Source organism: Chitinophaga sp. SYP-B3965 (genome assembly GCF_009647655.1).
Taxonomy (GTDB): domain Bacteria; phylum Bacteroidota; class Bacteroidia; order Chitinophagales; family Chitinophagaceae; genus Chitinophaga.
Genome location: NZ_WJFD01000001.1, coordinates 855,656 through 867,823, shown reverse-complemented (window position 1 = coordinate 867,823; position 12,168 = coordinate 855,656). Strand labels below are relative to the sequence as shown.

The 12,168-nt window shown below is 46.0% G+C and carries 11 protein-coding genes; 7 read left to right on the top strand and 4 right to left on the bottom strand.

Annotated elements, in window-relative coordinates; all coding sequences use genetic code 11:
- The first annotated feature begins 66 nt into the window (after positions 1-66).
- Genes GFS24_RS03405 through GFS24_RS03395 form a run of 3 tightly spaced genes read left to right on the top strand, consistent with a single transcriptional unit; the run spans position 67 to position 2,299 of the window.
- Positions 67-996 carry an alpha/beta fold hydrolase gene (locus GFS24_RS03405; protein ID WP_173002955.1) on the top strand — a complete coding sequence of 310 codons (930 nt, stop codon included), beginning with the start codon at positions 67-69 and terminating at the stop codon, positions 994-996.
- Complete coding sequence (locus GFS24_RS03400) at positions 981-1,343, top strand: glyoxalase superfamily protein (protein ID WP_153658164.1); 363 nt, start codon at positions 981-983, stop codon at positions 1,341-1,343. Before GFS24_RS03405 ends, GFS24_RS03400 begins: the two co-directional genes overlap by 16 nt.
- A gap of 53 nt (positions 1,344-1,396) precedes the next feature.
- Positions 1,397-2,299 (top strand): NAD(P)/FAD-dependent oxidoreductase, encoded by a 903-nt coding sequence (locus GFS24_RS03395; protein WP_153658163.1) that lies wholly within the window; start codon positions 1,397-1,399, stop codon positions 2,297-2,299.
- Here the strand turns inward: GFS24_RS03395 and GFS24_RS03390 are convergent.
- Genes GFS24_RS03390 through GFS24_RS03375 form a run of 4 tightly spaced genes read right to left on the bottom strand, consistent with a single transcriptional unit; the run spans position 2,296 to position 7,581 of the window.
- Positions 2,296-2,844 carry a DUF1543 domain-containing protein gene (locus tag GFS24_RS03390; RefSeq protein WP_216647348.1) on the bottom strand — a complete coding sequence of 183 codons (549 nt, stop codon included), beginning with the start codon at positions 2,842-2,844 and terminating at the stop codon, positions 2,296-2,298. The two genes, GFS24_RS03395 and GFS24_RS03390, sit on opposite strands and share 4 nt — an antisense overlap.
- 1 nt (position 2,845) lies before the next feature.
- On the bottom strand, positions 2,846-3,700 hold the full coding sequence (locus GFS24_RS03385) for a dienelactone hydrolase family protein (protein ID WP_153658162.1): 855 nt from the start codon (positions 3,698-3,700) through the stop codon (positions 2,846-2,848).
- Positions 3,701-3,733: 33 nt separating this feature from the next.
- Entirely contained in the window at positions 3,734-5,197 is a 1,464-nt protein-coding gene (locus GFS24_RS03380; protein ID WP_173002954.1) for a M61 family metallopeptidase, read from the bottom strand.
- Positions 5,194-7,581 (bottom strand): glycoside hydrolase family 127 protein, encoded by a 2,388-nt coding sequence (locus tag GFS24_RS03375; RefSeq protein ID WP_153658160.1) that lies wholly within the window; start codon positions 7,579-7,581, stop codon positions 5,194-5,196. Before GFS24_RS03375 ends, GFS24_RS03380 begins: the two co-directional genes overlap by 4 nt.
- 164 nt (positions 7,582-7,745) lie before the next feature.
- Here GFS24_RS03375 and GFS24_RS03370 point away from each other — a divergent pair, with 164 nt between their 5' ends.
- The 4 genes from GFS24_RS03370 (at position 7,746) to GFS24_RS03355 (ending at position 12,059) form a co-directional block, all read left to right on the top strand.
- A complete protein-coding gene (locus tag GFS24_RS03370; protein ID WP_153658159.1) occupies positions 7,746-8,627 on the top strand; it encodes an AraC family transcriptional regulator in 882 nt (293 codons plus the stop codon).
- 32 nt (positions 8,628-8,659) lie between these two features.
- Positions 8,660-9,865: a S9 family peptidase gene (locus GFS24_RS03365; protein WP_153658158.1), complete on the top strand. Its 1,206-nt coding sequence runs from the start codon at positions 8,660-8,662 to the stop codon at positions 9,863-9,865.
- A 133-nt stretch (positions 9,866-9,998) separates the two neighbouring features.
- Entirely contained in the window at positions 9,999-11,426 is a 1,428-nt protein-coding gene (locus tag GFS24_RS03360; RefSeq protein WP_173002953.1) for a TlpA disulfide reductase family protein, read from the top strand.
- A 36-nt stretch (positions 11,427-11,462) separates the two neighbouring features.
- A complete protein-coding gene (locus tag GFS24_RS03355; RefSeq protein WP_153658156.1) occupies positions 11,463-12,059 on the top strand; it encodes a hypothetical protein in 597 nt (198 codons plus the stop codon).
- The last annotated feature ends 109 nt before the right edge of the window (positions 12,060-12,168 follow it).

Here is a 12,168-nt window from a genome sequence, read left to right as displayed (position 1 = left end):
TGCCAGGTAGAAAAGCAGGTAGGTACAGGTCAGTTCCGGGGACATTCGTATATTTAATGTATGCAGATGAAATCGGTTTTCTTCTTTATATTCTTTGTAACGGCAGCATGTCAGGCACAAGATACCACTATCCTTACCAGTGATTCCGTTCAGCTGGTTGTTAAAGTAGCCGGACAGGGCGCTCCCTGTATTTTTGTACACGGCGGGCCTGGCGGCGGGTTTATTTCCTTTGAAAAAATGGGTGGTAAAAACCTTGAGTTATGTTTGACCATGGTGTATTATGATCAGCGCGGTTCCGGTTCTTCTAAGAATGCCACTGATTATAGTCTAAACCGGATGGTGCAGGACATAGAAGAACTCCGGCTTCAGCTAAAACTAGACAAGGTATACCTCCTCAGCCATTCTTTTGGCGGCATCATTGCTTATAACTATGCAAAGAAATACCCGGAACATGTATACGGTTTAATACTCGCTAATTCCACGCTGCATTTTTTAAATACCGCTTCCACTAAAGAGCAGGTGGAGTATGGTTATCATCTGCTCAGGAAAGACACCGTTATCCGGGAAACGGATTCCCTGCTGCAGATCATGACGGCGGTAAGGAAAGAAATGAGTAAACAACGCATCGGTTATAAATTCCTGACGGATGATATTCAAACGATCATTAAACTGGATAGTCTTGATGAACAATATCCGCGTACGAATGATTTTGGGATGGCCATTGTGGTCCCTTTACTGGATACTTCGAAGAAAGTGATCTATCCTGAGTATTCGAAGGATTATACTGCTGAGACAGCTAACCTCCGCATCCCTGTGCTCACCATCACAGGCACGAATGATCATGCTATTGGCATTCATCATTATGAGCTATTTAAATTTCCTCAGCAGGAAGTAGTGAAGATAGATGGCGGGCATTTGCTTTACTTTGAGCAGAACGAGGCGTTTGTAAAAGCTATTTGTAAGTTTATTAAGAAAAAAACATGGAAACAAAAGTGATCCCCGTACTGCGCATATTTGATTATGCGAAAGCGAAAGAGTTCTATATCGACTGGCTGGGCTTCTCCATAGAATGGGAGCACCGCTTCGAAGAAAACTTCCCGATCTATATGCAGGTTAAAAAAGGAGGTATTGTGCTGCACCTGACAGAACACCATGGCGACTGCAGCCCGGGCTCCAAGGTTTTCATTGAAACTACCGGCGTAACAGAATATCACCGGCAGTTATCGGAAAAAGATTATCGTTATAATAAACCAGGTTTGGAGCAGGCATTCTGGAATGCACCCTGTATGGAAGTAACAGATCCTTTTGGGAATAAACTGTTATTTACAGAGAAAGGGAATTAATACTATTTGCAACTTTGTTGCACTTAATAGTATTTTACTTACATTTGCATTCTATGAGTGCAACATTTGACGTAACGATAGTAGGTGGCAGTTATGCCGGTCTTTCAGCAGCCATGGCCTTAGGGCGTGCAGTCAGGAATGTACTGATCATTGACAGTGGCGATCCTTGTAATAAACAAACACCCCACTCCCACAACTTCCTCACGCAGGATGGGCAAACACCAGCACAGATTGCCAGCAAAGCCAAACAGCAGGTATTGCAGTACCCCACCATTTCCTGGCACCAGGGGCTTGTTGCCGATGTTGTCAGCACTCCTTCCGGTTTTGAAATAAGTACCGCAGCAGGTGAAAAGTTTAAGGCTAAGAAGATATTATTTGCAACCGGCATAAAAGATCAGCTGTTGCCTGTTAAAGGTTTTGCTGAAGCATGGGGTATTTCTGTACTGCATTGCCCTTACTGCCATGGGTATGAGATCAAAGGAGAAGTAACGGGGATCATTGCCAACGGGGATATGGGTTTTGAGTTCAGCAGGCTGATCTCCAACTGGACTAAAAAGCTAACGCTGTTCACCAATGGCCCTTCTACCTTAACGGCTGAACAGGCTGCTAAAATAAGATCCCATAACATCACTATTGTTGAATCCCCGATCAGCGCATTTGAACAGGAGAAAGGATACCTGCGGCATATTGTATTGGAGGATGGTACACAACACCCGCTGACTGCTGTTTATGCAAAGCTGCCTTTTATACAGCATTGTGATATACCAAAGCAATTGGGCTGTGCTATTACTGAACAAGGCTTTATTGAAATAACAGAATTTCAGCAAACTACTGTACACGGTGTTTATGCAGCAGGCGATAACACAACTATGCTCCGTAGCGTTTCCGCTGCTGTAGCAGCCGGCACTAAGGCAGGCGCTATGATCAACAGAGAATTAATAGAAGAGGAATTCTAGGCCAGGAGATCTGAGAGTTTAAAATACCCCAGGTGCAAGACATCCTCCGGCATATTTTCAGGTGCAGGCGAAAGCGATAATTTATACTGTTGCCGCACGGTTGCAGGTAAGATCTCTTCTACGAGTGCCATATCATCCACATCCACCCCGTATTTATCATCGATGTGGGAAGTAGCTCCTTTGAAACCGGTGTGTTTAAAAAAGGCCGTGGCTTTTGCTTTGCGCAGTGCTTCATTTTTATCTTTCCCGGTGGCCAGCATTTTGTAATGGAATTCTTCCATTTCATTTTCTTTATATCCACCCAGGTTAATAAAGAAAAGATATTCGGGCGAAGGCTGGTTTTCATTAATGCCAATGCGGAATCCATCCACCTTCGTTACTTCCCGGTATCCGTCAATATGCAGATCATCTGCTTCCGGCCAGAAGGCGATGATGGCAGGGATCAGTTCATTCAGGGATGCCCCGATGCCAAAGAAAATGTCGTGCTGTTCTGTATGGCGGCCTGCGGGTTTACAGCCGATTAATACCATAAATAATCTCACCATCCTATGATATGGTTTCCTTAAACAGTTTCAATGTTCTTTCCCAGGCTAACTTAGCAGCGGCTTCATTATACCTTGCTGCGGAAGTATCATTATGGAAAGCGTGGTTCACGCCTTCGTAGATGTATAGTTCGTATTTTATATTGGCGGCTTTCAATGCAGCTTCATATGCAGGGATACCTTTGTTCACGCCTTCATCCAATCCACCATAATGTAACTGTACGGCGGCTTTGATCTTTGGTACATCTGCTGCATCCGGCTGACGGCCATAAAATGCTACAGCTGCTTTAAGATCAGGATTATTTACAGCCAGCTGATTGGCCAGCGCACCACCCCAGCAGAAACCTACGCAACCCATTTTACCATTAGATTCCGGGCGGGATTTGAGGTAGTCAAATGCCTTGAGGAAATTCTGCAGGTTTTGTGCTGCATCCAGTTTGCCGAACTGCCCACGGCTTTCATCTTCATTGGAAGTAGTACCGCCAAATACGGATAAAGCATCCGGTGCCAGTGCCAGGTAACCGGCTTTGGCCACGCGGCGGGTAACGTCTTTTATATGAGGGGTCAAACCGCGATTCTCATGGATCACTACCACTGCACCCCGTTTACCGGCTGCTTTTGGACGTACCAGGTATCCTTTCATGGCAATGTCCTGGCCGGGATAAGTGATATCTTCCTCAATGAGATCAGGATCGAGGGGTTTTGTGGCGGCATGCGCGTAATTAGATTCCAGCAAAGGCAGCACAGCCATGGCTGCGGCCATTCCTCCGGTTAGCTTTACGAGGCGTTTGAAGAAATCTTCCCGGGTCAGGGGTTTATGTGTGTACTCATCAAAAAGGCGGATGATATTTTGGTCCATAAGACAGCGTTTGCAGAAAGTTACAAATTATCGTCATCTTAACCAATCCTTTAAAATAGCTATTTGTAACGCGTTGGGTTGCGTAATGGGTTTTAGTTCGAAATCAGCTGTAAGCTCCAGGCCGGCATAACCAAAATACTTCCTGTAATCAAGGGGTTTAACGGTGTTAGCGTATTCAAATAGTTCTGTGAGTTCAACACCGGCTATCTTTTCACATACAGTGCGGAATTCTGCTTCCGTGAATCCTCTGCCTGCCTGTTTGTAATATTGCTGATACAACGCACGCATCACATCATCCAGGGAGCGCTTGTTATTTGTTTCGTGGCGGATCTTCAGATCCAGCATGGCGCCGATGACGGGGCCTTTGTCGTAATAGGAAACTCCGCCAGATCTGCCGAAAGGCCCGTCTGCCCAGGTTTCATAACTGGCAGCAGCTACCGACTGCTCCAGGCGGCCGGGTTTGGATTCATAAGCGCGGATGTTGGTGCTTAATGCTTTGTACACATCTTCCGGGGTGGTGAGGCCAGCCCGCTTCACCATGAGGTATTCATAATACACGGTAAAACCTTCTGATATCCATAGCAGGCGGGTTTTACTTCCATTGTCATAATCAAAGGGCCCCAGCTCTATGGGGCGAATGCGTTTTACATTGTAATGGTGGAAATATTCATGCGCCAGGAAGTTATAGATGCGGATCTTTCCTTCCCGCGTTTGAAGACCTGCGCCATTGAAAGAAATGGAAGCGGAATTCAGGTGTTCAATACCACCACCACCTGGCCCTATGGCCAGGAAGGTATAATGCGTATAGGGGACTTCACCGATGACATCCACACCTGCCTGTACGATCTTTTGCAGGTCTTTTATGAATTGCAGCTGATCAAATTCTCCGGCATTATAAGCTACAAAATAATGTGGTATGCCTCCTACTTTAAAATCAGGCAGCTCTTCCAGTTTCCCCATCAGGATGGGACTGTCATAGAGGATATCAAAGTCCACCGCATAAAAACCCTCTTTCCCTTTCTCCTGATACAAGCTGGTGGCAAGATTCCAGCCTGGCAATCGTTTAATAACCAGCGTAACACGCTGTTTGATCTGCCCGCTGATATGCATGAACATTCCTGCAGGTGAGATATACCCCCTGTCTTTACTCAGGAAATTAGCCGCCACAAAAGGGCGGGTGGATTTCACATCATATTCCAGGATAATACTGGTATTCTTTCCGGTGTATACCATCCAGCCGTTAGGTGCTCTTTTTTCAAATGGCAGTGTATTACCTGCTGTATCCCTTGCGCTGAAATGATACACCTGTTCTGCATAATTCATCAGTTGATAATAACCGGGCGTCCACACCGGCATTTTGAAAAGAACGGAATCTGTTGCAATGCCTCCGGCATTTAACTGCACATGATAGTAAGGCGTATCCACAGACACGGTATAATGCATCTGTGCGGTAGCTGTGCTGCTGAGGAACAGCGCAACGATCAGGAGTATCTTCATTTTACGATCCATTCGTGTAAACCGGCGGAATATTCTACCGGCTGTTGTATCTCTATTTTTAAAGCGGTGGTAGTAAGTGGTTCAAACTGAACCGTATCGTATTTGTCTTTTGTAATGCTATAGGGGCTGATAGCTTTTACCGGCAGCCACTCCTCTCCTTTTTTGTAATACAATTTCCAGGAAGCGGGGATACGGCATCCGCCCCATGGACCATCGTCGTACCAATATACGCTGGAAAAAGAAATAGTTTGCGGGGAATCAAAGTCGTACTGCACCCATTCCAGGGAATTCTTTTTTGGCCACCAATGCAGGTAGGGCGCATTGTTATCTTTTGCGTCTGCGGGTTCGTACTGATCATTCAGTGCTTTGTACATGCGCTGGTTTCGCAGGGAGGCAGTTACTTTAGCTTTGGAAGCGATGGTGGGGGCTGGTTTAGGCTTTGCTGCGGAGGCTTCATATGGGATCCATACGGTCATATCAGTTGCGCCGCGGTTGGCCCATGCATAATAGGGAATGGCGGTTACCGTTTGCGTTGTGCGGATCAGTTCCTCACTGTTCAGCTGGCGTTTGGTGGAAGCGCCTTTCATTTCCAGTATGGTGACGCCGTTCAATAAAGCAGGTTTAAAAATAGCATTTACTTCGGCATGTTGATCTACTACAATATTCTGCACACTGCTATCCAGGTTATCCGGCCCTTCCAGGCAATACATCAAAGGCCCGCGTTCCAGTGCAAAACGGAACTGGTCATCTTTCACCTGTTCATTGGCCATTACTTTTTCTGTTTCCATGGGCAGGTCCAGTGTTACTTTATCTCCCTTTTTCCAGCTACGGCTGATCACGGCATATCCTTTTGCTGTTTTATACGCGTATGGTTTACCATTGAGCAGCAGTGTTACTTTTTTAGTAGCAGCATGTTGTGCATGATAGAGATCACCCGGCACCGGTTCATTCAAGGCCCATCCCGGTATGCGGATGTGCAGGGCGAAAGCAGCTGTTTTTGCAGGGTTCACGGTGATCTCATTCTTTCCTTCCCAGGGGTAATTGGTTTGTTGCGAAATATTCACTTTTGTAACAGGCAACTGAATACTGGCGGTGTTGCCTACGAAAAGATTTATATACAGGTCATTCTTATTCTGTGCATAGATATAACCCGGCATGGAAGGCAGGAAACGCGTCATGTTGGAAATGCAGCAGGCACAGCTGAACCATGCACTGCGCTGATGCTGCCCCATGGAAGCCAGCGGATTGGGATAGAAGAAACGATCGCCGCTTAAGGACACACCGGAGAGCAAACCATTGTACAATGTACGTTCCAGTACATCTATATATTTTGCATCGCCATGCAGCAGGAACATGCGGCTGTTCCAGTATACATTCGCAATGGATGCGCAGGTTTCTGCATAGGCACTCATATTGGGCAACTGGTATGCTTTACCGAATGCTTCTCCTGCCCCGGTTGCACCGATACCGCCGGTGATGTACATTTTCTTTTCTACTACATCATGCCATATATCATCAATGGCATGCAGATAATCCTGGTTGCCGGTGAGGGCTGCCACATCTGCCATACCGGTGTACATATAAGTAGCCCTTACAGCATGGCCTACTGCTTCGTGCTGATCGATCACTTTTTTATGTGCCTGGTTATATTCTTTGCTATCCTTTTTACCGGGGCCACGCACATCGAGGAAGAACTTGGCAAGGTCCAGGTATTCTTTATTGCCTGTAACCCGGTATAATTTAGTTAGGCCGGTTTCTACGATCTGGTGGCCGGGAAAACGTTCTACTTTTCCGAATCCAAATTCACGCACCAGCAGGTTGGCATTTTTAAGGGCGATGTTGAGCATCGTCTTTTTGCCTGTGGCCTGAAAATGCGCTACTGCTGCTTCATACAGATGCCCGGCGTTGTATAGTTCATGGCTGAGGTCTTCTTCTTTTTCCCAGCGTTTGGAGCCTATCCAGTCGTGCGGGTTGGCGGCTTTCACGGTGCGGAAAGTATAGAGGTAACCATCCGGCTCCTGCGCTGCGGCGATATAAGAGATGAGCGTATCCAAATACTTCTCCAGTTCAGGGTTGCTTTGTACCTGCAAACCATAAGAAGCGCCTTCTATTACTTTATAGATATCGGTATCATCAAAAGTGAACTCCGTTAGTTTATCTCCGGGCAGTTTCCCGGCGGCACGCAGAAAATTATCCACCCTGCCGGTTTTGCGGCATTGCTCCAGTGTATAGGGAATGGTCACATCTGCATTCACCTTTATTTTAGGCGCCCAGAAGTTATCATTCACCTTTACCTGTGTGAATGCAACCGGTTGAATAGGGTAATCTCTCTGTGCCATGGCATGCCCGGCACTGAGCAATAAACAGATCAGGATCTTCTTCATAAGCTATATATAAATATCAATTCAACATTTAAATATATCATTCCTGAACGCTGCTAATTTTATCGATTTTGATCAATATTCATCGTATTTTATCCGAATCATGAAATACTAAATAGTGTCACTTTGAATTTTATAATTACAGTGTTTTTCGGTAATTTCAGTACATGAAAGTCCTACAGTTCACCATCCCTGTTGCGCGGGATAAAGCGATCATCTCGCAAAGCGATCTTCTTCCGGAATTCTATCCCTGGTTGCACCGCCATGAAGAAATTCAACTGACACGGGTGATCCGTGGCAGTGGTACATTAGTGGTGGAAAACAATATGTATCCTTTCCAGGAAGGAGACATTTTCTGGATAGGCAGCAATCAGCCGCATGTATTTAAAGGAGACGGCCGCACCTCGCCTGTGCAGGCCCTCACGCTTTTCTTCAATCCGCAGGGTATGCTGGGTGCTGTATTTGAACTGCAGGAGCTGAAAAAGATAAAGGCCTTTCTGCAAAAAACAGATACGGGTTTCAAAGTACCGGAAGAGCAAAGAGAAGATATCTTTTTGCGGATGTTACAGATAGATCAAACTACCTGTGCCAAACAACTGATCCACTTTATGGACCTGCTGCATACTTTTCAAATGATGAACGACCTGCCTTCCCTGATCTCCGGCACAAGGCTCCTGGCGGTGAACGAACAGGAAGGCATCAGGATCAGTTATATCTATGATTACATCATGCAACATTATGATGCGGATATTACACTGGAAGATATTGCGCAGCATGCGAATATGTCCGCCCAGGCATTCTGCCGTTATTTCAAGAAACATACCAGGCTTACGTTCATTTCTTTCCTGAATGAAGTGCGGGTAAGTGAAGCCTGTAAAAAGCTGGCAGATGGTAACTTCGACAGTATCTCCACGGTGGCTTATCAATGCGGGTTTAACAGCATTGCCAACTTTAACCGGGTATTTAAATCCATTGCCGGGAAATCGCCCCGTGATTATATCCGGGAATTGGGGCAGGTGGAGGAAAAGCAGGATACGATCCTTTATTAAATATCCGGGAATTTCGTATCTTATTACCCGTTATGAAATACATCCTTCTTTTTTCCCTGATCATCCTCTCTTTGCGGCTGAATGCCCAGGAGGTTTTTAATTACGATGAAACGAAAGTGGGCAACCATGCCTTACCTGCGTTGCTAACGCCTTCCGTGAAAACTGCGGCAGACTGGAAGCGCAGCCGCAGACCGGAGATCTTACAGCTTTTTAAAACCTATATGTTTGGTGTGTATCCCGGCAAACCGCCGCATATGCATAGCCTGGTGCAACTGACAGACAGCAATGCGCTGGGTGGTATTGCCATCTCCAAACAGGTAAGGCTGTTCTTTAAAGAAGGGAACGATGCCCCTTTCATAGACATCCTGCTCTTCCTTCCTAAAAAAAGCACAAAGCCGGTACCGGTGTTCATCGGCTGCAATTTCCTCGGCAACCATACGGTATCAGGCGATAGCAATATCCTCATCAAAGCAGTGGCACACCCCGTTGCGCTGGGCTTTCAGGAAAGACGCTGGGAAGCTGCCAAACTGATTGAAAATGGATTTGGCCTGGCTACCTTTCATTATGGAGATATAGAGCCGGATAGTGCTGATGGATGGAAGACCGGCATCCGCAGCACTTTACAGCAGGAGTTAAAAACTGCCCCATCTGAATGGTGTGCTATGGGTGCATGGGCCTGGGGATTAAGCAGGCTGATGGATTACCTGGAAACAGAAAAGGGTGTGGATGCAAAAAAAGTGATCGTTACAGGGCATAGCCGTTTGGGCAAAGCAGCTATATGGGCAGGTGTGAATGATACACGTTTTGCTGCTGTAGTGTCCAATAATTCCGGGGAAGGTGGCGCTGCTTTATCACGCCGCTGGTATGGTGAAACTACTAAACGCATCAATACCAACTTCCCGCATTGGTTTATTGATGCTTATAAACAATACAACGAAAAGCCGGAGACGTTACCTTTTGATCAGCATATGCTGTTAGCATTGATAGCCCCGCGGCCTTTATATGTGGCCAGCGCTACGGAGGACCGGTGGTCTGATCCCAAAGGGGAATTCCTTTCTGCTAAAGCAGCAGAGCCTGTATATGAACTGTTTAAGCAAAAAGGTTTAGGCGTAACGGAAATGCCTGCACCGGAGCACCCTGTGGGCAAACATATCCGTTATCATCTGCGTACCGGCAAACATGATATTTTGTGGTACGACTGGGAACAGTATATCAAATTTGCCAGGGAGGAACTATAGTTTCGTAACACGATTATAACGGTTCATCACATTCCGCATTTCCGCTTCTTCGGGTGTTTTATCCTTGCATAAAATATACACCATGAAAAAGTACGGGATGCTTATCCTAACCATTTGTTGCATCACAACATGTATGGCGCAATCTGTTCTCACCGGAAAGATCAGCGGCGCTACGGGGAAGGAAGTGGAATTGAATATTTCCCGGGATGTGTGGTACCAGGCCGGCAATTCTGTTTATTGCGAATTGAAACCGGATGGCAGTTTCTCTTTTACTGTTCCGGGAACGGACCCACTGATCGTTACTTTCCTTTATAACAAACAGCCACAAAGATTATTACTCAGCCCGGGCAGGCCGCTGCATATTACATTTGAAAATGCAGATCTTTCCGGTACTATTAAATTCTCTGGTAAAGCAGCTGCAGAAAATATGCTGGTGTACGCTACTTTTCCTCCACGCCCTTTCTTCCTGAAAGAATTCTCTGCGCAGAACACATTTGGAAAAATGAGCCGTGATTCCCTGATGCAGGTGTTGCTACCGGCCATTTTAAAGGAAGCAGATAGTTTATCGCTGACCGTAACTGGTCTCCCATCTTCACTTACATCGGCGCTGCGTACAAACATTAAATATTACTACGCCCTGAATATGGAGGAGTTTAGTATTGTGATGGACAGCTACACCGGGAACCCTGCAGCTTTTGCCTGGAAGGATACCGTGATGAAGATCACGGGCGTTCCCTCCATGGAAGAATTAAACGTGAGCCCTTACGCCAATTATTTCCTGTATGCCTATTCCAAATATAAGATGGCGGAGATCTTCCAGATCTACCGGAAAGACAAGGCTGCAGGGACTAAAATAATTGAAGGCATAACGGGGTTATCATTTGATTCATTGCGTACGCTGGCAGATGGATATGGAGATGAGGCTGTCGGCCTGCTGATGGCGGAAAAAGTATTACCGCCGGCGCAGTATGAAAGACTGCTGGCCAACAGGATCATCTATTACAGTAATGACAAAGAGCTCGCCATGGCCCGTAAAGTGATGTCTCTGATGAAGAAGGATGGTAAGGAGAAAAATGACAGCCGCCAAAGGCTAACACGGTTAGAAAACATGCTGGCAGCCGGAAAAGAGAACAGCCATATTACCATCCATACAGGTATCACCACCCTGGAGCAATTGCTGGCGCCTTATAAAGGCAAACTGGTATACCTGGATATCTGGGGAACCTGGTGTGGCCCCTGCAAACAAGAAATGCGTTATGCCCCTCAATTGAAGGAACAGATGAAAGGGAAAGACGTGGTGTTCCTTTACCTGAGTAATGACAGTGACCTCGCCGATCAGAAATGGAAGGAATACATACAGGTGAATAATATCACGGGGGAACATGCCCGTATCACAGGAGATGCTATTGAGGCTATCTGGCAAACACTGCTGCCGGGAGATCCGGCCCGCCGCTACCCTACTTTTTTTATCATAGACCGGGAAGGGAAAGTACTGGTTAGAAACGCTAAAAGGCCCAGTGATGAAGGTACCTTGTATACGCAGCTGTTGGGAGCACTTTAATTTTCTTTATATTTGGCGCCAAACAGTCTCTATACTATGGCGCGTATTTTTTGTTTCTTATGCCTGTTACTGGCGCTTCGTTCTACCGCACAGGAGGACACTTCAAACATTGTTACACTAAAGGCAAACAACGAGGGTAAACAGTATAAAAAGATACTCATTGCAGGATGTGGTCAGGGTGGTGCTATCAGGCATTTTATGGAAAACCTGGCACCCCAGGTGATCACTCATTATCAAAAGCAGGGGGTTACCTGTGTATATGAGTTTATTGGCAGTGACCAGGCTTCTTTAAAGGCCGGGCTTAACACGGCTATTAATAACCACCAACCGGATGCCACTTTAATGATGTACCAGTTCTATGAAAAGCCGGATACACTTAAAACGAGAAGCCCCAGCAGAGTACCCAAGACTTTATTAGTGGGATCACGTTATCAGCAAAGACGGCGTGTGAAGAAAGCCAATGGCCTGATGGATGAGGAAGTGAAGCTGGTTGTACTGGAAGGGAAAAATGCATTAGCGGTATGGCAGGGTCAGTTAAATATCATTGACGAAACTATCCGGGAATCCTTATATGGAAAACTTTGTTTCCTGCTAACGGAAGAACTTTCCCGGAATAAGATCAATCTCCCATAAAGCAAGGCCAACTGCGTGCAGGTGGGGTTTTATATTTAAAGTAAAAAAGGTAAGCTGCGTACAGTTGGTTCTTTATATTTAAAGTAAAAAAAGGGGTTGTATCAAAAAT

Bases quoted from the DNA above. Each gene is read 5' to 3' on its own strand.
- GFS24_RS03405 (WP_173002955.1), top strand. From the start codon at position 67: ATGAAATCGGTTTTCTTCTTTATATTCTTTGTAACGGCAGCATGTCAG.
- GFS24_RS03400 (WP_153658164.1), top strand. From the start codon at position 981: ATGGAAACAAAAGTGATCCCCGTACTGCGCATATTTGATTATGCGAAA.
- GFS24_RS03395 (WP_153658163.1), top strand. From the start codon at position 1,397: ATGAGTGCAACATTTGACGTAACGATAGTAGGTGGCAGTTATGCCGGT.
- GFS24_RS03390 (WP_216647348.1), bottom strand. From the start codon at position 2,844: ATGGTGAGATTATTTATGGTATTAATCGGCTGTAAACCCGCAGGCCGC.
- GFS24_RS03385 (WP_153658162.1), bottom strand. From the start codon at position 3,700: ATGGACCAAAATATCATCCGCCTTTTTGATGAGTACACACATAAACCC.
- GFS24_RS03380 (WP_173002954.1), bottom strand. From the start codon at position 5,197: ATGAAGATACTCCTGATCGTTGCGCTGTTCCTCAGCAGCACAGCTACC.
- GFS24_RS03375 (WP_153658160.1), bottom strand. From the start codon at position 7,581: ATGAAGAAGATCCTGATCTGTTTATTGCTCAGTGCCGGGCATGCCATG.
- GFS24_RS03370 (WP_153658159.1), top strand. From the start codon at position 7,746: ATGAAAGTCCTACAGTTCACCATCCCTGTTGCGCGGGATAAAGCGATC.
- GFS24_RS03365 (WP_153658158.1), top strand. From the start codon at position 8,660: ATGAAATACATCCTTCTTTTTTCCCTGATCATCCTCTCTTTGCGGCTG.
- GFS24_RS03360 (WP_173002953.1), top strand. From the start codon at position 9,999: ATGGCGCAATCTGTTCTCACCGGAAAGATCAGCGGCGCTACGGGGAAG.
- GFS24_RS03355 (WP_153658156.1), top strand. From the start codon at position 11,463: ATGGCGCGTATTTTTTGTTTCTTATGCCTGTTACTGGCGCTTCGTTCT.